General features: G+C 61.2%; 20 protein-coding genes. 7 read left to right on the top strand and 13 right to left on the bottom strand.

Translation table 11 applies throughout. The features are described 5' to 3' along the window. Window positions 1-11: 11 nt before the first annotated feature. Genes AC07NR_RS10065 through AC07NR_RS10055 form a run of 3 tightly spaced genes read left to right on the top strand, consistent with a single transcriptional unit; the run spans window position 12 to window position 2,360 of the window. Entirely contained in the window at window positions 12-797 is a 786-nt protein-coding gene (locus tag AC07NR_RS10065) for an ABC transporter ATP-binding protein (RefSeq protein WP_495078754.1), read from the top strand. 1 nt (window position 798) lies between these two features. Next, window positions 799-1,737, top strand: a complete 939-nt coding sequence (locus AC07NR_RS10060) for an MlaD family protein (RefSeq protein ID WP_085713056.1) — start codon at window positions 799-801, stop codon at window positions 1,735-1,737. After that, the gene (locus AC07NR_RS10055; RefSeq protein WP_248740294.1) at window positions 1,734-2,360 is read left to right on the top strand and encodes an ABC-type transport auxiliary lipoprotein family protein; all 627 of its coding nucleotides are present in this window, start codon (window positions 1,734-1,736) and stop codon (window positions 2,358-2,360) included. Before AC07NR_RS10060 ends, AC07NR_RS10055 begins: the two co-directional genes overlap by 4 nt. A gap of 3 nt (window positions 2,361-2,363) precedes the next feature. On the opposite strand, the gene AC07NR_RS10050 is transcribed toward AC07NR_RS10055, so the two are convergent. The 5 genes from AC07NR_RS10050 to AC07NR_RS10030 all read right to left on the bottom strand — a co-directional run bounded on the left by AC07NR_RS10050 (window position 2,364) and on the right by AC07NR_RS10030 (window position 6,708). Beyond that, window positions 2,364-3,593, bottom strand: coding sequence for a nucleoside recognition domain-containing protein (locus tag AC07NR_RS10050; RefSeq protein ID WP_085713054.1), 1,230 nt, complete (start codon window positions 3,591-3,593; stop codon window positions 2,364-2,366). Window positions 3,594-3,695: 102 nt separating this feature from the next. Then, complete coding sequence (gene gltP, locus AC07NR_RS10045) at window positions 3,696-5,027, bottom strand: glutamate/aspartate:proton symporter GltP (RefSeq protein ID WP_085612511.1); 1,332 nt, start codon at window positions 5,025-5,027, stop codon at window positions 3,696-3,698. A gap of 697 nt (window positions 5,028-5,724) precedes the next feature. Further along, window positions 5,725-6,189 (bottom strand): inhibitor of vertebrate lysozyme family protein, encoded by a 465-nt coding sequence (locus AC07NR_RS10040; RefSeq protein WP_085713053.1) that lies wholly within the window; start codon window positions 6,187-6,189, stop codon window positions 5,725-5,727. Between the two features lie 2 nt (window positions 6,190-6,191). Then, window positions 6,192-6,356 (bottom strand): DUF1328 domain-containing protein, encoded by a 165-nt coding sequence (locus tag AC07NR_RS10035; protein WP_003177151.1) that lies wholly within the window; start codon window positions 6,354-6,356, stop codon window positions 6,192-6,194. A 67-nt stretch (window positions 6,357-6,423) separates the two neighbouring features. Then, the gene (locus AC07NR_RS10030; protein WP_039764878.1) at window positions 6,424-6,708 is read right to left on the bottom strand and encodes a hypothetical protein; all 285 of its coding nucleotides are present in this window, start codon (window positions 6,706-6,708) and stop codon (window positions 6,424-6,426) included. A gap of 427 nt (window positions 6,709-7,135) precedes the next feature. Here AC07NR_RS10030 and algB point away from each other — a divergent pair, with 427 nt between their 5' ends. Both algB and AC07NR_RS10020 read left to right on the top strand, forming a co-directional pair. Further along, the gene (algB, locus tag AC07NR_RS10025) at window positions 7,136-8,482 is read left to right on the top strand and encodes a sigma-54-dependent response regulator transcription factor AlgB (RefSeq protein ID WP_025112294.1); all 1,347 of its coding nucleotides are present in this window, start codon (window positions 7,136-7,138) and stop codon (window positions 8,480-8,482) included. Window positions 8,483-8,492: 10 nt separating this feature from the next. After that, window positions 8,493-10,283 carry a KinB sensor domain-containing domain gene (locus tag AC07NR_RS10020; protein WP_408987670.1) on the top strand — a complete coding sequence of 597 codons (1,791 nt, stop codon included), beginning with the start codon at window positions 8,493-8,495 and terminating at the stop codon, window positions 10,281-10,283. On the opposite strand, the gene AC07NR_RS10015 is transcribed toward AC07NR_RS10020, so the two are convergent. The 7 genes from AC07NR_RS10015 to AC07NR_RS09985 form a co-directional block, all read right to left on the bottom strand. Further along, window positions 10,280-11,893, bottom strand: a complete 1,614-nt coding sequence (locus AC07NR_RS10015) for an EAL domain-containing protein (RefSeq protein WP_495078498.1) — start codon at window positions 11,891-11,893, stop codon at window positions 10,280-10,282. The two genes, AC07NR_RS10020 and AC07NR_RS10015, sit on opposite strands and share 4 nt — an antisense overlap. A gap of 74 nt (window positions 11,894-11,967) precedes the next feature. Next, the gene (locus AC07NR_RS10010; protein WP_114880883.1) at window positions 11,968-12,747 is read right to left on the bottom strand and encodes an N-acetylmuramoyl-L-alanine amidase; all 780 of its coding nucleotides are present in this window, start codon (window positions 12,745-12,747) and stop codon (window positions 11,968-11,970) included. A gap of 95 nt (window positions 12,748-12,842) precedes the next feature. After that, a complete protein-coding gene (locus AC07NR_RS10005) occupies window positions 12,843-14,939 on the bottom strand; it encodes a GGDEF domain-containing protein (RefSeq protein ID WP_495078497.1) in 2,097 nt (698 codons plus the stop codon). Continuing rightward, entirely contained in the window at window positions 14,936-15,814 is an 879-nt protein-coding gene (locus tag AC07NR_RS10000; protein WP_085713047.1) for an endonuclease/exonuclease/phosphatase family protein, read from the bottom strand. The genes AC07NR_RS10005 and AC07NR_RS10000 overlap by 4 nt, the downstream gene beginning before the upstream one ends. A 14-nt stretch (window positions 15,815-15,828) precedes the next feature. Next, window positions 15,829-16,470: a thiol:disulfide interchange protein DsbA/DsbL gene (locus AC07NR_RS09995; RefSeq protein WP_085713046.1), complete on the bottom strand. Its 642-nt coding sequence runs from the start codon at window positions 16,468-16,470 to the stop codon at window positions 15,829-15,831. Window positions 16,471-16,681: 211 nt separating this feature from the next. Beyond that, window positions 16,682-17,293, bottom strand: coding sequence for a c-type cytochrome (locus AC07NR_RS09990; protein ID WP_065260178.1), 612 nt, complete (start codon window positions 17,291-17,293; stop codon window positions 16,682-16,684). Between the two features lie 32 nt (window positions 17,294-17,325). Further along, the gene (locus AC07NR_RS09985; RefSeq protein WP_085713044.1) at window positions 17,326-17,631 is read right to left on the bottom strand and encodes a c-type cytochrome; all 306 of its coding nucleotides are present in this window, start codon (window positions 17,629-17,631) and stop codon (window positions 17,326-17,328) included. A gap of 191 nt (window positions 17,632-17,822) precedes the next feature. Here AC07NR_RS09985 and yihA point away from each other — a divergent pair, with 191 nt between their 5' ends. Continuing rightward, window positions 17,823-18,467, top strand: a complete 645-nt coding sequence (gene yihA / locus AC07NR_RS09980; protein WP_305834569.1) for a ribosome biogenesis GTP-binding protein YihA/YsxC — start codon at window positions 17,823-17,825, stop codon at window positions 18,465-18,467. Window positions 18,468-18,752: 285 nt separating this feature from the next. Here yihA and polA read toward each other — a convergent pair whose 3' ends face one another. After that, window positions 18,753-21,557, bottom strand: coding sequence for a DNA polymerase I (polA, locus tag AC07NR_RS09975; RefSeq protein WP_134828636.1), 2,805 nt, complete (start codon window positions 21,555-21,557; stop codon window positions 18,753-18,755). 74 nt (window positions 21,558-21,631) lie between these two features. On the opposite strand from polA, the gene AC07NR_RS09970 reads away from it, so the two are divergent. Continuing rightward, on the top strand, window positions 21,632-21,922 hold the full coding sequence (locus AC07NR_RS09970) for a DUF2782 domain-containing protein (RefSeq protein ID WP_114880887.1): 291 nt from the start codon (window positions 21,632-21,634) through the stop codon (window positions 21,920-21,922). The last annotated feature ends 47 nt before the right edge of the window (window positions 21,923-21,969 follow it).

The following is a 21,969-nucleotide window of genomic DNA, read 5'->3' as shown; positions in this document are numbered from 1 at the left end:
GTCTACCCCGCATGCCGTCCGAGGCGGTGATCGAAGTCCGTGGCCTGTGCAATCGCTTCGGCAGCCAGAGCGTGCACGAGAACCTCGACCTGGACTTGTACAAAGGCGAAATCCTCGCCGTGGTCGGCGGCTCCGGCAGCGGCAAGTCGGTGCTGCTGCGCAGCATCGTCGGCTTGCGCCGGCCCAGCGAAGGCAACGTGAAAGTGTTCGGCCAGAACCTGCCGAGCCTGTCCGAGCACGAGCGGTCGTTGGTCGAACGGCGTTTTGGCGTGCTGTTCCAGAAAGGCGCGCTGTTCTCCTCGCTGACCGTCACCGAGAACGTCGCCCTGCCCCTCATCGAGCACGCCGGCCTGAGCCGTGACGACGCCGAACATCTGGCGGCGGTGAAGCTGGCGCTGGCCGGGCTGCCTCTGTCGGCGGCGGACAAATACCCATCGTCGCTGTCCGGCGGCATGATCAAGCGGGCGGCGCTGGCCCGGGCGCTGGCGCTGGATCCGGACATCCTGTTTCTCGACGAGCCCACTGCCGGCCTCGATCCGATCGGCGCGGCGCAGTTCGACCAGTTGATCCTGACCCTGCGCGATGCCTTGGGCCTGAGCGTGTTTCTGGTGACCCACGACCTCGACACGCTCTACACCATCACCGACCGGGTGGCGGTGCTGGCGCAGAAGAAAGTGCTGGTGGCAGGTCCCATCGACGTGGTCTCGGAAACCGACGACGCGTGGATTCACGAATATTTCCACGGCCCTCGCGGCCGCTCGGCGCTGGACGCCGCCAAACTGCTCAACGAGGTCTGACATGGAAACCCGAGCCCATCATGTGTTGATCGGCCTGTTCACGGTGATTGTGGTGGCCGGCGCCCTGCTCTTCGGTCTGTGGCTGGCGAAATCCAGCGTCGACACCGAGTTCAAGGATTACGAAATCGTCTTCAACGAGGCGGTCAGTGGCCTGTCCCGGGGCAGCCCGGTGCAGTACAGCGGGATCAAGGTCGGCGACGTGGTCAGCCTGCGGCTCGACCCGAAGGACCCGCGCCGGGTGCTGGCGCGGATTCGCCTCGGCGGCGACACACCGGTCAAGGAAGACACCCTGGCCAAACTGGCCCTGGCCGGGATCACCGGCACGTCAATCATCCAGCTCAGCGGCGGCACGCCAGAGAGTCCGAAACTGCGAGGCAAGGACGGCGAACTGCCGACGATCGTCGCATCGCCCTCGCCTATCTCGCGGCTGCTCAATGACAGCAATGACCTGATGAGCGGGGTCAGCACGCTGCTGAACAATGCCAATCAAATGTTCTCCGCCGATAACATCGAGCGCGTGAGCAAAACCCTCGAACACCTGGAACAGACCACCGGTTCGATCAACGATCAGCGCGGCGACCTGCGCCAGGCCATGCAACAACTGGCAACCGTCGGCAAACAGGCTGGCAGCATGCTCGAGCAGACTTCGGCGCTGATGCGCAACGCCAACGGCCTGCTCAACGATCAGGGCAAACAGGCCCTGGGCAGCGCCGAACAAGCGATGAAGTCGCTGGAACAGAGCAGCGCCACTATCAATGGCTTGCTCAGCAAGAATCAGAATTCCCTCGACAGCGGCATGCAGGGCCTCAACGGCCTCGCGCCGGCAGTGCGCGAACTGCGTGAAACCCTGACCTCGCTGCGGGCCATTTCCCAACGTCTGGAGGCCAACCCCAGCGGTTACCTGCTGGGCAGTGAAAAGAACAAGGAGTTCACGCCATGAAGCTGACTCGCCTCGCCCTCCTCGCCGGCTTCACGCTGATCGGCGCCTGCTCGATTCTGCCCAAGACCGAGCCGCTGGATGTCTACCGCTTGCCAGCCGCACAGGCGCCCGCCTCGGCCAGTACGGCGGCGACTCAGCACTGGTCGCTGCGTCTGAACAAATTGCAGGCCAGCGAAGCCCTCAACCGTCCCGGCATCGCGGTGATTCCCCAGGGCGATGTGATCAGCACCTACAAGGCTTCGCGCTGGAGCGATCCGGCGCCGGTGCTGGTGCGTAACAGGCTGCTCGATGGCTTTGCGCGTGATGGCCGGGTGACGTTACTCAGTACCGATGACAGCAATTTTTCTGCGGATCTGGAACTGGGTGGCAGCTTGCAGGCGTTCCAGACGGAATATCAGGGCAATCAGGCCAGCGTCGTGGTGCGGGTCGATGCGTTGCTGGTGCGCGGCTATGACCAGAAGATTCTCGCCAGCCGCCGCTTCGAAGAACGCCAGCCGCTAAGCGATGTGCAGGTGCCGGCGGTGGTGGCCGGATTCGGTCAGGCCAGTGATCGGCTGACGGCGAAGGTTGTGGCGTGGGCGGTGGAACAAGGCCAGAAAGTTGCCCCACCTGCCCGGCCTTGAGCCTTAACCGAAGAACCAGTAGCAGACGCCGATAGCGCCGAGCACACCCGCCAGCTCAGCCAGCAGCGCGCAACCCACGGCATGCCGGGCGCGCTGGATGCCCACGGCGCCGAAGTACACCGCCAGCACGTAGAACGTGGTCTCGGTGCTGCCCTGGATCGTCGCCGCCACCAGCGCCGGGAAGCTGTCGACGCCGGAGGTCTTCATCGTTTCGATCAGCATCGCCCGGGCGGCGCTGCCGGAGAACGGTTTGACCATCGCAGTCGGCAGCGCATCGACGAAGCGCGTGTCCCACCCTGCCCACTGCACCAGATGACGAATGCCGTCGAGGCCGAAATCCAGTGCGCCTGACGCGCGCAATACGCCGATCGCACAAAGCATCGCCACCAGATACGGCAGCAGATTCTTGGCGACGTCGAAACCTTCCTTCGCCCCTTCGACGAACGCTTCGTAGACCTTCACCTTGCGCAAGGCACCGATCACCAGGAACAGCATGATCAGGCCGAACAGCGTCAGGTTGCCGAGGATCGACGACAGCCCCGCCAGCGCCGTGGCCGACATCGTCGCCAGCAGTGCCATGAAGCCGCCGAGGATCAGCGCGCCAGGAATCAGGTAGGCCAGCACCACCGGGTCCCAGACCCGCAAGCGCTGCATGAACGCCACCGACAGGAAGCCGACGATGGTCGAGCAACTGGTGGCCAGCAGGATCGGCAGGAACACCAGCGTCGGGTCCGGCGCACCTTGCTGGGCGCGGTACATGAAAATCGTCACCGGCAGCAGGGTCAGGGACGAGGCGTTGAGCACCAGGAACAGGATTTGCGCGTTGCTGGCGATGGTCGAGCTGGGGTTGAGCTCCTGCAGCGCCTTCATGGCCTTGAGGCCGATCGGTGTGGCGGCGTTGTCCAGGCCCAGGCCGTTGGCGGCGAAGTTCAGGGTAATCAGGCCCAGTGCCGGATGCCCGGCCGGCACTTCCGGCATCAGCCGCAGGAACAGCGGCCCGAGCACCTTGGCCAGCCATTCGACAATCCCGGCTTTCTCGGCAATGCGCAGGAAGCCCAGCCACAGGGTCAGGGTGCCGAACAGCAGCACCATGACCTCGACCGACAGCTTGGCCATGGCAAAAATGCTTTCCACCATCGCCGCAAAGATTCCGGCGTTACCGCCGACCAGCCACTGCACCAGCGCCGACACGGCTGCCACGATGAAGAAGCCAAGCCACAGGCCATTAAGCATCAGTCAAATCCCCCGAAAGATGCGGCGAATGATAGCGGGGTCGCCAGAAACGACAAACCCCGGATTTCTCCGGGGTTTGTCAGGGTGCCTTGCGGGCGGGGATCAGTTTTTCGAAACGTCACCGGCCGGCAGTTTTTCCTTGCTGCGCCAGTGCGGCAGCGAGTTCCAGTAGCGCTGGCCTTTCGCGTCGTCGTACATGCCTTCCCAACGGGCGATGACCAGTACGGCGAGGGCGTTGCCGATCACGTTCAGGGCGGTACGCGCCATGTCCATCACGCGGTCGACACCGGCGATGAAGGCCAGGCCTTCCAGCGGAATGCCGACGCTGCCCAGCGTGGCCAGCAGCACCACGAAGGACACGCCCGGCACGCCGGCGATACCTTTGGAGGTCACCATCAGGGTCAGGACCAGCAGCAGTTGCTGGCTGATCGACAGGTCGATGCCGTACAGCTGGGCAATGAAGATCGCCGCGATGGACTGGTACAGGGTCGAACCGTCGAGGTTGAACGAGTAACCGGTCGGCACAACGAAGCTGCAAATGGCTTTCGGTGCGCCGTAGGCCTCCATCTTCTCGATCACGCGTGGCAGCACGGTTTCCGAGGAAGCGGTGGAGTAAGCCAGCACCAGCTCATCCTTGAAGATGCGCATCAGCTTGATCACCGAGAAACCGAACATCTTGGCGATCAGGCCCAGCACCACGAAGGCGAAGAAGGCGATGGCGACGTAAACCAGGATCACCAGCTTGGCCAGCGGCAACAGCGAAGCGAAACCGAAGTTGGCCACGGTCACCGCGATCAGGGCGAACACGCCGATCGGGGCGTAGTTCATGATCATGTGGGTGACTTTGAACATGCTTTCCGAGACGCCCTGGAACATCTTCACCAGCGGCTCGCGCAGGTCCGACTGCAGGCTCGACAGACCGAGACCGAACAGCACGGAGAAGAAGATGATCGGCAGCATTTCGCCGCGGGCCATGGCCGCGAAGATGTTCGACGGGATCAGGTTGAGGATGGTCTCGATGAACGCGTGTTCATGCTGTACTTCGGCGGCGGTCGCCTGGTACTTGGAGATGTCCACGGTGCCCAGGGTGCTCATGTCGATGCCGGCACCCGGATGGAACAGGTTGGCCAGCAGCAGGCCGACGACAATGGCGATGGTGGTGACGATTTCGAAGTAGATGATGGTCTTCAGGCCGATACGCCCGAGCTTCTTGGCGTCGCCCACGCCGGCGATGCCGACGATAAGGGAAGAAATGACGATCGGGATCACGATCATCTTGATCAGACGGATAAAGATATCGCCTGCCGGTTGCAGGACGTTGCTGATCCACCAGGCCTTCTCGGCACTGAAATGGTTGAGCAACGCACCGATTGCAATCCCCAATACCAGACCGATGAGGATCTGCCAGGCGAGGCTAAGCTTTGCCTTCTTCATATTCTTTACCCTTACTTGCGTTTGACTCAAGGCACATGCAGGAACTGGAACGCTCTTGGCGGAAAAGTCTGTGCATCTGCCTCCGTATAAGGTGCCCCGAAGCGCGTGTTTACGGCTCTCCGGCAGGCGAAAAAAGGCGCAACTATTCCGATGCGGGGTTGCGCCGTCTAATGCCGTAAACGCCTACCCTATGCCGAATCGGCATGAGCTTTTTTAAATGAAACTGACGTCCCAACCGGTTCGAATACGACATTTCGGCAGGCATAAGTGCCGTGAACCGGCCATTACAGCGTAGATTGGTTATTTTTTGAACGAGTGATTTCGACGAAAATTTTCCGAAAAAGCCTACGTTTCGAATCTAAAACGCTGACTGGCTTTATCGACTCTTTCTCGATATACGGTCGCGAGGAAACACCGCGAAATGCTTTTCGCGCGCAGTGTGATCGATAAAAAGATGAGCAGAACGCTCTGGATCAATGTTTTGTCACTTTGAAAGCCCAGCGCAAGTCCGTCGAACCGCTCCGGGTTGGCGAACTTGCGTCGCAGCTTTTACCCTGACCCGGCCCTCATCGCAGGCACTCCCTGTACCCGTAGGTCACTCCGACCCTGCAACAGTCAGAACGTCCCGGCCCCCTGGTCATGCACCGGCCTTCCTCGGGCGGGCGCAATGGAAGGCAGCTGTGGGCTGCCTTCATGTTCAATACCAGTTCGGATCTTTTTTCAGCGTTTCCATCAACAGATCCTGCATGCCCTGATCGGGTTTGCCGAGGAAGCGGTAGGTGGCATGTCGCGTGGGCGACTTGTCGGCCGGCAGTCCTTCGGGCACATCGACCAGCATGGCGTAAGCGTGTTTCTTGTCGAAGCTGAACGCGACGATCAAGCGGTGGTTGAGGCATTTGTCCTGCGATTCGCAGAGCGGCCCGACCAGATACTTGTCGCCGTCTTCAGTGACGGCATTCATCTGTTGGTCCGGCGTACCGGAGAGGTTCATCACCCATTCCGGCAGGCGTTCTTCCTTTTTCACCACGCCTTCCCAGGTTTCCCTGTAGTGCGGGTCTGAACTCAGCAGTTCGTTGACCCGCGTCTGGCCATCATTGGCCGCCATCGCCATGGCACTACCGCCCAGAAGCAGGGCGGCTGCCAGTGTCTTTAAAGCACTCATGGTCAACCTCGGCCGCGACGGCCAAAGAAGAACGAGGCGATGAACATCACCAGGAACACGACAAAGAGAATCTTGGCGATACCCGTGGCGGTGCCAGCGATACCACCGAAGCCCAGTACTGCAGCGATGATGGCAATGATCAGGAATGTGATTGCCCAGCTCAACATGGTGATTCTCCTTGTTTCTATTTAGGGGTGTTGCCGGTCTCGGCGCAGCGGCGCCCAGATTCGTGGATCAGAAAACCCAGCGTTCTTCGCGTGGCATGTCGCCCAGCGGCTGCGGCTGGTCGACATCCATCATGCGCATCGCACCGTTGTCGGCCTGGCTGCTGCTGACGGCGCTGAAGTGCGTTTGCGTCGCGTGCTGCATCGAAATCAGGGGCTCAGGTTGCTGACTCTGTTCCCAGCGCAGGTATTGCTGGCAGGCGATCAGGGTAATCAGCAGCGCAAGTGCGCCAAACAGGGCCTGCTGCAGGTGCAGTGGCGAGATACGCATTTGGGCGGCACGTTGGCGAGTCATCCTGGGTTCCTCACTCTTATTTGGTTAGGGCAGTGCATATCTGCCCGGGCTGAGAGAGGTATTGCAGCCTGCATGCCAGCTTTTTTGTTTTAAAAAAACCAATAAAATCAGATAGTTACAAACGTAATGAGAAATCAGGACGACGCATCCTGCACGATGGGTCATCCAAGGTCGTGCGAAATGCACGAATGCTTCGTAGGAGAAATCATTCTTTTTGAATTGAGAGCAGGGTGCGGATGTCAGAAAAGGAAGCAGGCAAATGCCTGAAAAACGTCGTTTGTTTAAAAAATCAACAAAATCAGTGAATTAGCCGTGAGGGCAGGAGAGAGCTACCCTGCTATGACTGGAATCGATCAGAATCAACCATGCAACTTGCCCGATTTTTCCGGGACTAACCCAAGACATTCACTTATGGAGCGTAGGAAAAATGGAATCAGCCACTGAGCATCAAGGCCGCATTCTGCTGGTGGACGATGAATCCGCCATCCTGCGAACCTTCCGTTATTGCCTCGAAGATGAAGGCTATACGGTTGCCACCGCCAATAGCGCGGCCCAGGCTGACGCGCTGTTGCAGCGTCAGGTGTTCGACCTGTGCTTCCTCGATCTGCGCCTCGGCGAAGACAATGGTCTCGACGTGCTGGCGCAGATGCGCATCCAGGCGCCGTGGATGCGGGTGGTGATCGTCACCGCGCATTCGGCTGTCGATACGGCGGTGGACGCGATTCAGGCAGGCGCCGCCGACTATCTGGTCAAACCGTGCAGCCCTGACCAGTTGCGTCTGGCCACCGCCAAGCAACTCGAAGTCCGCCAGCTATCGGCGCGTCTGGAAGCACTCGAAGGCGAGATCCGCAAACCCAAGGACGGTCTCGATTCCCACAGCCCGGCGATGAAAGTCGTACTGGAAACCGCGCGGCAAGTGGCGAGCACCGATGCCAATATCCTGATCCTCGGCGAGTCCGGCACCGGTAAAGGTGAGCTGGCCCGGGCGATTCACGGCTGGAGCAAGCGCGAGAAGAAATCCTGCGTCACCATCAATTGCCCGTCGCTGACCGCCGAGCTGATGGAAAGCGAGCTGTTCGGTCACAGTCGCGGCGCGTTTACCGGGGCCAGCGAAAGCACTTTGGGCCGGGTCAATCAGGCGGATGGCGGCACGCTGTTTCTCGACGAGATCGGCGATTTTCCACTGACATTGCAACCAAAGTTGTTGCGATTCATTCAGGACAAGGAATACGAACGGGTAGGGGACCCAGTCACCCGCCGCGCCGACGTGCGCATCCTCGCGGCGACCAACCTCAACTTGGAAGACATGGTGCGCGACGGTCGTTTCCGTGAAGACCTGCTGTATCGCCTGAACGTTATCACCCTGCATCTGCCACCGTTGCGCGAACGGGCCGAGGACATCCTGACCCTGGCCGACCGCTTCCTCGCTCGTTTTGTGAAGGAATACGCGCGTCCAGCTCGAGGCTTCAGTGACGAGGCGCGGGAAGCACTGTTGGGTTACCGCTGGCCCGGCAACATCCGCGAGCTGCGCAACGTGGTCGAGCGGGCGAGCATCATTTGCCCGCAGGAGCGTGTGGAAATCAGCCACCTCGGTATGGCCGAGCAACCCGCCAACAATGCGCCGCGCGTCGGTGCGGCCTTGAGCCTCGACGAACTGGAGAAGGCCCACATCGGTGCTGTGCTGGCGACCGCCGGGACCCTCGACCAGGCGGCCAAGACTCTGGGGATCGACGCCTCGACCCTGTATCGCAAGCGCAAGCAGTACAACCTGTGAGCGCCCGCCGATGAAACTGGCGATGAAGTTGCGGACCCGCTTGTTCCTGAGCATTTCCGCACTGATCACCGTGGCCTTGCTCGGGCTGATGCTCGGGCTGGTCAGTGTGATGCAAATGGCCGGTACTCAGGAGGCGCTGATCCGCAACAACTTCGTCACCCTCGATCTAGGGCTCAAACTGCGCCAGACCCTGGGCGATCAACTGATCATGATGCTTGCCGAGAAGCCCGATCCGGTGGCCTTCGAAGCATCGAAACAGCATTACTTCGAACTGCTCGACGAAGGCATCGCCCAGGAACAGAAGGACGACGGACGCCAGTACGGATTCAGTCAGGCCAAAGCGGATTATCTGAATTTCCTGCAAGCATTCGATGTGTCCCGCGACCCGGCTGCAGCCCTGAGCGGCAGTGGTGATCTGCGCGAGCGCTTCAACACCCTGCGCAACGGCTTGATCGCCGAGCACAAGCACGCACTGGATAACATCAACTCCGTACAACACGCCGCCCGCGACCGGGCCCTGCTGATTGCCGGCCTGCTCGGGCTGGTGGGGCTGGCGGTGCTGATCATCGGTTTCATCACCGCCCAGGGGATCGCCCGCCGGTTCGGTGCACCGATCGAGGCGCTGGCGAAAGCGGCGGACAACATCGGCCAGGGCAATTTCGAAGTGACCCTGCCGGTGTCCTCGGCCATGGAAATCAACCTGCTGACCCGGCGTTTCGGGCTGATGGCCGAAGCGCTGCGCGAGCATCAGGCAACCAATGTCGATGAGTTGCTGGCCGGCCAGCAGCGTTTGCAAGCGGTGCTCGACAGTATCGACGACGGCTTGCTGATGATCGACCGCCAGGGGCATCTGGAACACTTGAACCCGGTGGCCCAGCGGCAATTGGGTTGGGACAGTGACCGCTTTGGCGAAGGCCTGGGCAGCGCGCTCCAGCGTCCGGAACTGGATGCGCAGCTGCAGCTGGTATTGCGCGGCGGAACCCTTGAGCGCGCGCCGGAAGATTTGAGCATCGAGGTCGACGGCGAGTCGCGGCTTCTGACCTACAGCCTGACCCCGGTCAGCCATACCCAGGGGCATATTCTCGGCGCGGTGATGGTGCTGCACGACGTCACCGAGCAGCGGGCCTTTGAGCGGGTTCGCAGCGAATTCGTATTGCGTGCCTCCCACGAACTGCGTACGCCAGTGACCGGCATGCACATGGCGTTCGGGCTGTTTCGCGAACGAGCGAAGTTTCCGGCGGAATCCCGCGAGTCGGATCTGCTCGACACGGTCAATGAAGAAATGCAGCGCCTGATGCAGTTGATCAACGACCTGCTGAATTTCTCACGCTATCAAAGCGGCTTGCAGAAGCTCACGCTGGCGCCATGCTCCATCGAGGATTTGCTGGCTCAGGCGCAATCGCGTTTTGCCGACACGGCGGCGCAGAAGGGCGTGGCATTGAATGTCGAGGTACAGAGCCCGTTACCGCGCTTGCAGGCCGATCAGGCCCAGTTGGATCGGGTGCTGGACAACCTGATCGACAACGCCTTGCGCCACACCGCCCGCGACGGCCTGATCCGTTTGCAGGCGCGCCGGCATGGCGAGCGGGTGATCATCAGCGTCGAGGACAATGGCGAAGGTATCGCCTATGGCCAGCAAGGGCGGATCTTCGAACCGTTCGTCCAGGTCGGACGCAAGAAGGGCGGGGCCGGACTCGGGCTGGCGCTGTGCAAGGAAATCGTCCAGCTGCATGGCGGGCGTATGGGTGTCTATTCACGGCCGGGGCAGGGCACACAGTTCTACATGGCGCTGGCGGTCTAGGCTTCGTCGTCCATCCGGCGGCCGGCGAGCCGCCGTCCCCGGGTAATCAGCTCGATGAATTGCACGGCGCTCAAGGCATGGGCGAACAGCCAGCCCTGGCCGAACTTCACGCCTTCGCTGCTGAGCAGCGCCGCCTGGGATTCATATTCGATGCCTTCGGCGATCACTTTCAAATCCAGTGCCTGAGCCATGTGAATAATGTGCGGCGCCACACCGCTGCTGGCCGCGTCATGGCCGAGTGCGTCGATGAAGGCCTTGTCGATTTTCAGGCAGTCCACCGGCAGGGTCTGCAGGTAGGCGAGGCTGCAATAGCCGGTGCCGAAATCGTCGATCAGCACTTGATGGCCGACATCGCGCAGCGCCTGCAGGTTTTCCCGGGCCACCACCACATCGATCAGGCCACGCTCGGTCACTTCAAAGGCGATCTGCCGCGCCGCCACCCGATGCAGGCTCAGCAGCCGCGCCATGACCTGGCCGATGCGCGGCACCATCACATCGCACGCCGCCAGGTTTACCGAGATGTACAGCTGCGGATTGGCCCGCAGCAATTGACCCAGTTGTTCCAGCAGGCGCTGGAGGACGAAATCGGTCATCTGGCGGATCTGCCCGGTGTTTTCCGCCATCGGGATAAACAGGTCGGGGCTGGTCAGCGTGCCGTCCGGCCGGCGCCAGCGCAGCAAGGCTTCGGCGCCGACGCAGTTGCGGCTGTCGAGATCGAAGATCGGTTGATACAGCACCTGCAACTCGCCCCGGCGGATTGCACCGTGAAGCTCGGCATCCAGAGACTGACGCTGGCGGACGATCCAGAACACCAGAACGCCCACCAGCGCCCCGAGTACCAGGCAGAAAGGCACCATCCACCACCACAGCTCCGGAATGTGCATGCCCGTGCGCGGACTGATCAGCACCAACTGGTATTCCGGGTTGTCGGTCGGCATGCGATAGATGAGATGAGATTGGGTAACCTGCAGCGCGTCGGTGGATTTCGGTGGCCACGGCTCAGTGGGCGGCCAGGCCTGTGGCACGCCGAGTACCGGAATCGCCCGGGTCCCGTGATCCAGCACCACCAGCAGACTGCTGTCGGGGGACAGGTCGACCATGTCGGTCAGGTGTCCGCGAGAGGTGGCCACGCGAAAGTTGCCGCGGCCGAGCATCAGCGCCGCGCGGTTTTCATCGGGTTCGGTGGTGGTGTTCAGCCAGTAGCTGTAGGTCGGGCCCTTGATGTCCGGTGGGCGGACGACTGACAGACCTTCCTGGCGGGGGCGGTTGGAGCAGATGCGTGACGCATCCATATAGGCGGCTTCATAGACGAAGCGGTAGTTGAAGGTCACCTGCTGCAGCGTGGCGATCATTTCGTCATCGCAACTGCGCAATGGCTGGGCTTCAAGATCGTCCAGACTCTCGCGCAACTGGCCGAACAATTGCTCGAGGCGGGCGAGGAAACGTTCGCCCTGGGCATTCATTTCCTGACTTTCGCTTTGTTCAACCTGATGCATGGCGACGAACAGCCCGCCGGTGATCAGCAGGCCTGCACTGAGGACAGCCGCCAGCATCGCCAGAAACCACGGACGATAAAACCAGCTACGCAGTGTCTCTCGGGTAGCAACCATATGGATATCCGAAGAATTACCAATGAGTTATAGCTGCTGATTGCACTTTCGCCCTGACCGTCGGGCGGGCGTCATTATTTTGTCTGATTCAACACCAGCAGCAACGCTGCCGTTTGCGCATCCGGCGTGCCGTCGAAGCGGGAAGGGCGGAAGTGCATCTGGAAGGCTGCGAGTACATGGCGGGTCGCCACGTCCAGCTCGCCGTTCTGCGGCGTTGCGTAGCCCAGGCGCGCCAGTTGCGCCTGGAACCAGCTGATGCTCGGCAGCTCGACGTCGAATCGCACTTGCTGGCGGGCGACGGCTTGTTCGTCCGGCCACAAGCCAAGGCCTTCGGCAGCCAGGCGCTTCCACGGGAACAATGGGCCTGGATCAAGCTTGCGCAACGGTGCGATATCGCTGTGGCCGATGATGTGGTCCGGGCTGATGCCGTTGCGTTTGCTGATGTCCTTGAGCAGGACGATCAGCGACTGCACTTGGGCTTCGCTGTACGGAAACCACACGCGTCCGGTCGGAGTGTCCTTGAAGCCCGGGTTGACGATTTCGATGCCGATGGAGCTTGAGTTGAGCCAGGTACGGCCTTGCCATTCACTTTCGCCGGCATGCCAGGCGCGCAGGTTTTCGTCCATCAGCTTGTAGATCGTGCCTTTCTTGTCGTCGCCGATCAGGTAGTGGCTGCTGACTTCACCGTGGGTCAGCAGTTGCAGCGAACGCTCGAGAGAGGCGGAGGTGTAATGCACGATCACGAATTGCGCGCGGCTGTCGTGATTGGCAGAAGGATGGCTGGTGTCATAGCGCGGGCCGCTGGCACAACCGGCCAGAATGAGCAGCGACGTGATGAGGGCAAGGAATTTCATGGCAGTACACGTAAGTCAGTAATGCAACAGTGTAACGTACTGACTTGCGTGCGAACGGCAAAAGGGCTGATTTAAATGAAATGGAACAATTGTCTTCAGCCCAGCTCCACCCGGTTGCGACCTGCGTTTTTGGCCCGGTACAACGCCTGATCGGCTCTTTTGAGCACCAGATCGCTATGTTCTCCCGGCCTGAACGCAGCCAGTCCCATGGAAATGGTGATCGTGACTCGCTCACCCTTGAAGTGGAACGGGCAGGCCTCGATGGACGCGCGCAGGGTTTCCAGCAGTTTGGCGCCGACGGCCGGCGGAGTTGCCGGCAGCAGCAATACGAATTCCTCGCCGCCGAACCGGGCGATGAAATCGCTGCCGCGCAGGCGCTTGCGCAGCACCGTGGCGATGATCTTCAGCACCTTGTCGCCGGCCAGATGGCCGTAGTTGTCGTTGATCCGCTTGAAGTGATCGAGGTCGAGCATGGCCAGGCTCAGGGTGTTGCCGTGCTGCTGCCACTGGGCGATTTCGTGGTCGAGCCGTTCGCTCCAGGCGGCGCGGTTGGGCAAGCCGGTGAGCGGATCGATCAGGGCTTTCTGGCGCTGCTCTTCAAGGTGTTCGCGGTAGCCAAGGGCCTCCTGCTCCATGTGCGCCACCCGTTCGGCGAGGCTTTTCAAACGTCCGGCCACTTCGTGTTCCCGGGCGTCACGTTGTTTCTGGTGCTGGTCCATCGTGCCGAGCAGGCCTTCCAGGTGGTTTTCCAGAACCTGCTTGAGGTCGTCCAGGTCCGCCGCCTCCTGCACGCTGGTCTGCAGGCCATCGACCTGTTCACGGATCTGCGTGTCCATCGCTCGCGCCGCCGAGCTGTTGTCGGCGTGACCTTCGCTGGCGGCCTGCAGATTGCTCTGGAACGCTTCGAGGCGCTCGTTGAGCTGCTGCAGATAGGCTTCGAACTCGTGCTGACCGCTGTCGGTGATGGCCAGCATCAAGGTCGCCAGATCGTCGAGGATCGGTAGCAGTTCGTACCAGTTCAGGCCATTTTTCAGCCGGTCGCGCATGGCTTCCGCTTGCGGGCGGTGGCGCTCAGGCAGGGTAAGGTCGTCCAGCAGGCCGATCAGCGTGTCTTCGATGTGCTTGGCCACCGAGCTGTAGGACGGTTCGGGCGAATCCGGCAGGGCGTAGAGAATGTCGTGCTCGGACTGCTCCGGATCGATGGCCGCCAAGGCCTGCGCGATGGGCTCGGGCAGGGGCAGGCTGTCGAGGAAGACCGGAGGCGGGTGGTCGCCGGGGTGGATCAGCTCGTCGGGGTTGATGGCGATCGGTGTCGATGGCGCAAAGACCGGAGGCGGCGTGAAGGCTTGCGGCTCGGGTTTTGGCTCGGAGGGTTCCGGTTCGTTGGGAGCTGTAACGGCTTCTGTGATGATCCGGGCAGGCTCGAAGGCGACCACATCCGGCTCTGCAACAGGCTCGGGTGTTGCTATTGGTGCTGAAGCTTGCAGTGGCGCGACCAGAGGTGCGGTGACCGGTGCTTCACTGACGGTGGCAATGGCTGCCGGTTCGGCGATCGCAGCAGGCGCTTCTGGCAATCGCGCGCTTTCAGGTGCGGCGGGCGGTTGCTCTGGCTGAGCGGCTGGAGAAGCCACGGCAGGCTGGGCTGCAGGTGCAGGCGTTTCCTCACTGTCACGGCTGCCGAACAGGCGCTGCAACAACCCCGGGCGTCCCGGTTCCGCCGGCGTCTCCAGTTGGCTCAGGGCCTTGCCCTGCAAACCGCTGAGTTCGCTCAGCAATAGCGGCATTTCCCGGGCCTGACTGACTCGCCCGTCGAGCTGCTTGGCGAACTTCTTCAGTGGCTGGGCGACGTCCCGGGGCAGGGGCAGCGCTTGCAGCTGAGCCACCAGTGAGTTCAGCGCGGTGCTGACCTGCTCGATCCGGGTTTCACGGCGCTGCTCGGAGTCGAGCACGGCTTTTTCAAGGCGCGGCAACAGGGCGGCAAGGCCGGCATCCATGTCGTCGGTGCGCACCACGTCGCGCATTTCCTTCATGCATTGATCGACCACGCGATCGGTGCCTTCCGCCGCGAGAGTGCTACGCACCAGACCGCGACGCAGCAAGTCGAGCCGGGCGTCCCATCGACGTTCGAGCTTTTCCTGTTGTTCGATGCTTTTGAGGTATTTCTCTTTCCAGCGCTGGGCTTCGTCGCTCATTCAGGCGTTCCGCGAGGGGCAGGACTCAACGCGGGCAATGCATCGGCCGTGAGCGAACCCGGCAGACGAATCTCTACCGCGACGGGCAGGTGATCGGAAATCGGTTGGGCCAGCACTTCGACCTTTTCCAGCGTCAGGGTCGGGCTGAGCAGAATATGGTCCAGGCAGCGCTGCGGGCGCCAGCTGGGGAATGTCGCTTCGAGTTGCGGGGCCAGCAGGCCAAGGTCGCGCAGGGGCGAGTGTTGCAGCAGGTCGCTGGCGTGGGTGTTCATGTCGCCCATCAGCACCTGATGCTTGTAGCCGCCGATCAGCTCGCGGATATAAGCCAGTTGCATGGTGCGTACCCGGGCGCCGAGCGCCAGGTGCATCATCACCACCACCAGTGCTTCGGGACCTTCGCCAAAGCGCACCAGGATCGCCCCGCGACCTTTCGGCCCCGGCAGCGGATGGTCCTCGATCGCCCACGGGCGCAGGCGACTGAGCACACCGTTGCTGTGCTGGGCCAGTCGGCCAAGGTTGCGATTGAGTTGTTGATACCAGTAGGGGAAGGCGCCGAGATGGGCCAGGTGTTCGACCTGATTGACGTAGCCCGAACGCAGGCTGCCGCCATCGGCTTCCTGCAGGGCGACCAGATCGAAGTCGCCGAGCAGATTGCCGATCTTCTGCAGATTGCCGGAACGGCCGGGGTGCGGCAGCAGATGCTGCCAGCTGCGGGTCAGGTAGTGCCGATAACGCTCGGTGCTGATGCCGACCTGGATATTGAAGCTGAGCAAGCGCAAACGGCTGTCTGCGGGCAGGCCCGTGGACTCCAGGTGATGCTCGTTGACCTGCGGATCATGCAGGCCGACGAGTCGTTCGGTTCCCCAGCGGCGCATGGCGATTGCCGCGCTTAGTTGGCGGCCGCCTTGTTGGCCGCTCGCTCTTTGGCGACCAGTTGGTCAGCCAGTTTCAGAGCTTCCTCGGCACCACCGGCAGAGCCGATGTCAAAGCGGTATTTGCCGTTGACGATCATGGTTGGAACGCCGGAGATTTCATATTTCTTGGCCAGTTCACGAGCCTTGACGATCTGGCCCTTGATGGCGAAGGAGTCGAAAGTGGCCAGGAACTTGTCCTTGTCCACGCCTTGGGTGGCGAGGAAGTCGGCCATGTCGTTCTTGTCGGTCAGCTTCTTGTGTTCTTTCTGGATCGCGTTGAACACGGCAGCGTGAACGCTGTGCTCGACGCCCATGGCTTCCAGGGTCAGGAACATCTGACCGTGTGCGTCCCAAGGGCCGCCGAACATGGCAGGAATGCGGACGAAGTTGACGTCGGAAGGCAGTTTTTCAACCCAAGGATTGATCACCGGCTCGAAGGCGTAGCAGTGCGGGCAGCCGTACCAGAACAGTTCCACCACTTCGATCTTGCCAGGCACGGCAACCGGTACCGGGTTGCTCAGTTCGACGTACGGGGCGGCAGGTGCTTCGGCGGCCTGGGCCGTCACGCCGAACAGGCTGGCAGCGACGAGGGCGGCGCTGATGATCAGATTACGCATGCTTTACTCCTGGGCAAATTGGGTCGCCTCGCGCGACCTGTTTTCAGACAGATCCTGGCGGGCATGAGTTCTGTAGTGTAACGGCAGCGGCCACAAAAAAGGGCGGCCAAAGCCACCCTTTTTATACTTCATGCAACGGATTAATCGAGCGTTAACGTGACGGGCGTTGTCCTTCGCGCGCAACGCTCGAATCACCATCGCAGGCCTGGCCTTAGTGCAGGCCTTGAATGTAGCTGGAGACCGCCGCGATGTCCTCGTCGCTCAGCTTGCGAGCGATGGTGCGCATGGTCATGGCATCGCCATCGTTGTTGCGACCGGCTTCTTCCTTGCGGAAATCGGTCAGCTGTTTGGCGATGTATTGAGCGTGTTGGCCACCCAGGTGCGGGAAGCCGGCGGCGGCGTTGCCCGCGCCGTTCGGCGAGTGGCAACCGGTGCAGGCTGGCAGGCCTTTTTCCAGGTTGCCGCCACGGAACAGGGCTTCACCGCGAGCGACGATCTTCGGATCGGCGGCGCCGACGCTGCCTTTCTGGCTGGCGAAATAGGCGGCGATGTCAGAGAGGTCCTGATCGCTCAGGTTGGTCAGCAGGCCGGTCATTTCCAGAACGGTGCGCTTGCCCGACTTGATGTCATGCAGTTGCTTGGTCAGGTAGCGTTCACCCTGGCCGGCCAGTTTCGGAAAGTTTGGTGCCATGCTGTTGCCATCCGGGCCATGGCAGGCCCCGCATACGGCAGCCTTCGCCTGGCCTGCGGCGGCATCGCCTGCAGCATGGGCGAAACCTGAGATTCCCACGGTCAACAGCAGACTCACGATCAGTTTGTTCATCAGCTAATCCAACTACGGCTAAGGGTTAAGAGTTATGGACCGGGTTTACTTCCGCTCATCCAGAGGATGATGGCCTGGTAATCCTCGGCACTGCAGTCCATGCACAAACCACGCGGCGGCATCGCCTTGAAACCCTGGGTCACGTGTTGCACCAGCGTCTCCATACCTTTCGCCAACCTCGGCGTCCAAGCTTCCTGATCGCCTCTTCTGGGCGCCATGGGTAGTTGGCCGGAATGACAGGCACCACAAACACGGTTGTACACGGCTTCCGGATCCTGTGTAGCCTGTGCGCTGTAAAGCGGCATCAGGACTCCGGCAGCCAGCAGCCATTTCGTCATAAAACGACCTTTTCAGGGTTGAGAGCGATCTGCGTTCTGTTGCGCAATCAAAGTCTGTCGCTCTCGTGAACTTCATCCTTCGCTGGGACAAAGCACACACAAAATCTGCGGCATTATATACTGGCGTCACTGAAACGGAAGCGACACCGCGTTCCGCGCCCAATCCCGGCGCCGCCCACATCGGAAATCCCATGCAACTCAAGAATCCCATCCTCGGCCTGTGCCAACAGTCCACGTTCATGCTCAGTGCCGCCAAAGTCGATCAGTGCCCCGACGACGAAGGCTTCGAAGTGGCGTTCGCCGGTCGTTCCAACGCCGGTAAATCCAGCGCGCTGAACACCCTGACTCACGCCAGCCTGGCGCGCACCTCGAAAACCCCGGGTCGCACACAGCTGTTGAACTTCTTCAAGCTAGACGATGAACGGCGTCTGGTCGACCTGCCTGGCTACGGTTATGCAAAAGTACCGATCCCGCTCAAGCAACACTGGCAGCGTCACCTCGAGGCTTACCTCGGTGGCCGCGAGAGTTTGAAGGGGCTGATTCTGATGATGGACATCCGTCATCCAATGACCGACTTCGACCTGTTGATGCTCGACTGGGCCGTTGCGGCCGGCATGCCGATGCACATCCTGCTGACCAAGGCCGACAAGCTGACCTACGGCGCAGCCAAGAACACGCTGCTCAAGGTGCAGTCGGAAATCCGCAAGGGGTGGGGCGATCTGGTAACAATCCAGCTGTTCTCCGCACCAAAACGCATGGGCCTGGAAGAGGCCTACACCAAGCTGGCGGGCTGGATGGAACTGGCGGATAAAGGTGCTGAATTGCCTGCTGAGTAAATCGCAGGCAAAAAAAAGCCCCGGACTTCATATGGGGAGGGAGAAGTTCCGGGGTTCAAGTTCCGAACCGCTAGGGCGGGGTTCAGATATCTGCCAACACTTAACACAACATAGGAGCATCGAAGGGCTTCACCAGCCATTCAGTATCTCTGAGTGGCCTGTCGCAAGATTAGTTCAGATTCTTTTCAAAAAACTTTGGAATAAGCTCAAGAACAATCAGAACTAAGCCCCATTCGATGCCTTTGCCGCGACGCCATGTCGCGGCAAAACCCCGTCCCAGAGGCCTCAGTGGGCCTCGTCCCAGTTGTTGCCAACCCCGACTTCCACCAGCAACGGCACATCCAGCTTCGCCGCTTCACTCATGTGGACGCGAATTTCGTCGCGAACCTGATCCACCAGATCCTCGCGAACCTCCAGCACCAGTTCGTCGTGCACCTGCAGGATGACTTTGGCGTCCAGCCCCGAAGCGCTCAGCCAGTTGTCCACAGCCACCATGGCTTTCTTGATGATGTCTGCCGCGGTGCCCTGCATTGGCGCGTTGATCGCCGTGCGTTCAGCGGCAGCGCGTTCCTGCGGCTTGTTGGAGTTGATGTCCGGCAGATACAGGCGACGACCGAAAATCGTTTCCACATAGCCTTGATCCGCCGCCTGTGCACGGGTGCGGTCCATGTATTCACGAACGCCCGGGTAGCGCGCGAAGTAGGTGTCGATGTAGGCCTTGGCGGTCTTGGTGTCGACGCCGATGTCCTTGCCCAGCTTCTGCGCGCCCATGCCGTAGATCAGACCGAAGTTGATCGCCTTGGCGCCACGGCGCTGGTCGGAGGTCACTTCGTTCAGCTCGACCTTGAACACTTCCGCCGCCGTGGCGGTGTGCACGTCCAGGTTGTTGCGGAAGGCGTTCATCAGGCCTTCGTCGCGGGACAGGTGCGCCATGATCCGCAATTCGATCTGCGAGTAGTCCGCCGCCAGCAGTTTGTAGCCTTTCGGCGCGACAAAGGCCTGGCGGATGCGTCGGCCTTCAGCGGTGCGCACCGGAATGTTCTGCAGGTTCGGGTCGCTCGACGACAGGCGCCCGGTCGACGCGACGGCCTGATGGTACGAGGTGTGAATACGCCCGGTGCGCGGGTTGATCTGCTCCGGCAGGCGATCGGTGTAGGTGCTTTTCAGCTTGCTCATGGAACGGTGTTCCATCAGCACTTTTGGCAGGCGGTGATCGTCTTCGGCCAGCTTTGCCAGCACTTCTTCGGCAGTGGACGGCTGGCCCTTGGCGGTTTTTTTCAGTACCGGCAGGCCAAGTTTCTCGTAGAGAATCACGCCCAGTTGCTTCGGCGAGCCGAGGTTGAATTCTTCACCAGCGATCTCGAAGGCTTCACGCTCCAGCGCGACCATCTTGTCGCCCAGCTCGATGCTCTGAACGCCCAGCAGCGCGGCATCGACGAATGCACCCTGGCGCTCGATGCGGGCCAGCACCGGCACCAGCGGGATCTCGATGTCGGTCAGCACGCTGGCCAGGCTCGGGATGGCACTGAGTTTTTCGAACAGTGTCTGGTGCAGGCGCAGGGTCACGTCGGCATCTTCGGCGGCGTACGGCCCGGCCTGTTCCAGCGCGATCTGGTCGAAGGTCAGTTGCTTGGCGCCTTTGCCGGCGATGTCCTGGAAGCTCACGGTGGTGTGGTCCAGGTACTTCTGCGCCAGGCTGTCCATGTCGTGACGGGTGGCGGTGGAGTTGAGCACGTAGGACTCAAGCATCGTGTCGAAGGCGATCCCGCGCACGGTGATGCCTTCGTTCTGGTCGCCACCGATGGCGCAGTTGGCCAGGATGTTCATGTCGAACTTGGCGTGCTGGCCGACCTTGAGTTTGTTCGGGTCTTCGAGGATTGGTTTCAGCGCGCGCAACACGGTGTCGCGATCCAGTTGCTCCGGCACGCCGATGTAGGAGTGGGTCAGCGGGATGTAGGCCGCTTCGTTGGCCTGCACCGCGAAAGACAGACCGACCAGTTGCGCCTGTTGCGCGTCGACGCCGGTGGTTTCGGTGTCGAAGGCGAACAGCTTGGCGTTCTTGAGTTTTTCCAGCCAGACATCGAAACGGGCCTGGTCGAGGATGGTTTCGTACGCGGCTTCGGCTGGAGCGACCGGTGCTTCTTCCGCAGGTGCGCTGAACAGGTCGACGGCCGGCTCAGGCGCGGCGGCGCTGCTCAGTTCCAGGCGTTTGGCATCGCGCTCCAGATCGTTGATCCAGCTCTTGAACTCCAGCAGGGTGTAGAGCTCGAGCAGCTTGGCCGGATCTTCCGGGCCCATTTGCAGGTCATCGAGGCCGATGTCCAGCGGCACGTCGACCTTGATGGTCGCCAATTGATAGGAGAGGAACGCCATCTCCTTGTGCTCTTCAAGCTTGGCCGGCAGGGTCTTGGCGCCTCGAATCGGCAGGGTCGGCACGATGTCGAGCTGCGCATACAGCTCGGTCAGGCCGCCGTTGACGCCGACCAGCAGGCCGGACGCGGTTTTCGGCCCGATGCCGGGAACGCCGGGGATGTTGTCGGAAGAGTCGCCCATCAGGGCCAGATAATCGATGATCTGCTCCGGAGCGACGCCGAATTTCTCCTTCACGCCCTCCACGTCCATCGAGCTACCGGACATGGTGTTGACCAAGGTAATGTGGCCGTCGACCAGTTGCGCCATGTCCTTGTCGCCGGTGGAGATGATCACCGGCCGATTGGCGGCCGCGCTGCTGCGGGCCAGGGTGCCGATCACGTCATCGGCCTCGACGCCTTCGACGCACAGCAGCGGGAAGCCGAGGGCTTTCACGCTCTGGTGCAGCGGCTCGATCTGCAGGCGCATGTCGTCGGGCATGCTCGGGCGGTTGGCCTTGTATTCGGCGTACATCTCATCGCGAAATGTCCCGCCCTTGGCGTCGAACACCACGGCGAACGGGCTGTCCGGATACTGCTTGCGCAGGCTCTTGAGCATGTTCAGCACGCCCTTGACCGCGCCGGTCGGCAGGCCTTTGGACGTGGTCAGCGGTGGCAGCGCATGAAAGGCGCGGTACAGGTAAGACGAACCGTCCACCAGGACGAGGGGGGCTTGGCTCATGAGCAGGATCAACCTTTTCGGCGGGTCCGGCGCTAGAATAGCGGGACCGTTGACGACAAAGGGACAAGGTTATCATGCGTACGTTAAATCGCTTGCTGCTGGTCAGTTTGATTGCTGTCTCACCCTTGCCTGCGATCGCGGCGGATGATGCGCCGTCAGCGGAGCCGGAAGTCACCATCCGCACCGAGGGTGACAAAACCATCCAGGAGTACCGGCAGAACGGTTTCCTGTACGCGATCAAGGTGACCAAGAAGGGTTTCCCGCCCTATTTTCTGGTGCGTGCGGACGGTACTGATGCAAACTTCATCCGCTCGGATCAGCCGGATATGCTGATCCCGGCGTGGAAGATTTTCGAGTGGAAGTAGTTTCTTAATTTCAACCGGCGCCGGCTCGATGGCGGCGCCAGAACTGA

Source organism: Pseudomonas sp. GW821-FHT09C09, assembly GCF_059418105.1.
Note: the sequence above shows the minus strand (reverse complement) of the source record. Positions and strands in the feature narration are given on the sequence as shown.

Coding starts and splice junctions, on each gene's coding strand:
- AC07NR_RS09995 (WP_085713046.1), bottom strand. CDS start 16,470: ATGCGTAATCTGATCATCAGCGCCGCCCTCGTCGCTGCCAGCCTGTTC.
- AC07NR_RS10030 (WP_039764878.1), bottom strand. CDS start 6,708: ATGACTCGCCAACGTGCCGCCCAAATGCGTATCTCGCCACTGCACCTG.
- AC07NR_RS10040 (WP_085713053.1), bottom strand. CDS start 6,189: ATGAGTGCTTTAAAGACACTGGCAGCCGCCCTGCTTCTGGGCGGTAGT.
- AC07NR_RS10065 (WP_495078754.1), top strand. CDS start 12: ATGCCGTCCGAGGCGGTGATCGAAGTCCGTGGCCTGTGCAATCGCTTC.
- AC07NR_RS10050 (WP_085713054.1), bottom strand. CDS start 3,593: ATGCTTAATGGCCTGTGGCTTGGCTTCTTCATCGTGGCAGCCGTGTCG.
- AC07NR_RS10035 (WP_003177151.1), bottom strand. CDS start 6,356: ATGTTGAGCTGGGCAATCACATTCCTGATCATTGCCATCATCGCTGCA.
- AC07NR_RS09990 (WP_065260178.1), bottom strand. CDS start 17,293: ATGAACAAACTGATCGTGAGTCTGCTGTTGACCGTGGGAATCTCAGGT.
- AC07NR_RS09985 (WP_085713044.1), bottom strand. CDS start 17,631: ATGACGAAATGGCTGCTGGCTGCCGGAGTCCTGATGCCGCTTTACAGC.
- algB (WP_025112294.1), top strand. CDS start 7,136: ATGGAATCAGCCACTGAGCATCAAGGCCGCATTCTGCTGGTGGACGAT.
- AC07NR_RS10020 (WP_408987670.1), top strand. CDS start 8,493: ATGAAACTGGCGATGAAGTTGCGGACCCGCTTGTTCCTGAGCATTTCC.
- AC07NR_RS10010 (WP_114880883.1), bottom strand. CDS start 12,747: ATGAAATTCCTTGCCCTCATCACGTCGCTGCTCATTCTGGCCGGTTGT.
- gltP (WP_085612511.1), bottom strand. CDS start 5,027: ATGAAGAAGGCAAAGCTTAGCCTCGCCTGGCAGATCCTCATCGGTCTG.
- AC07NR_RS09970 (WP_114880887.1), top strand. CDS start 21,632: ATGCGTACGTTAAATCGCTTGCTGCTGGTCAGTTTGATTGCTGTCTCA.
- AC07NR_RS10055 (WP_248740294.1), top strand. CDS start 1,734: ATGAAGCTGACTCGCCTCGCCCTCCTCGCCGGCTTCACGCTGATCGGC.
- AC07NR_RS10060 (WP_085713056.1), top strand. CDS start 799: ATGGAAACCCGAGCCCATCATGTGTTGATCGGCCTGTTCACGGTGATT.
- AC07NR_RS10005 (WP_495078497.1), bottom strand. CDS start 14,939: ATGAGCGACGAAGCCCAGCGCTGGAAAGAGAAATACCTCAAAAGCATC.
- AC07NR_RS10015 (WP_495078498.1), bottom strand. CDS start 11,893: ATGGTTGCTACCCGAGAGACACTGCGTAGCTGGTTTTATCGTCCGTGG.
- yihA (WP_305834569.1), top strand. CDS start 17,823: ATGCAACTCAAGAATCCCATCCTCGGCCTGTGCCAACAGTCCACGTTC.
- polA (WP_134828636.1), bottom strand. CDS start 21,557: ATGAGCCAAGCCCCCCTCGTCCTGGTGGACGGTTCGTCTTACCTGTAC.
- AC07NR_RS10000 (WP_085713047.1), bottom strand. CDS start 15,814: ATGCGCCGCTGGGGAACCGAACGACTCGTCGGCCTGCATGATCCGCAG.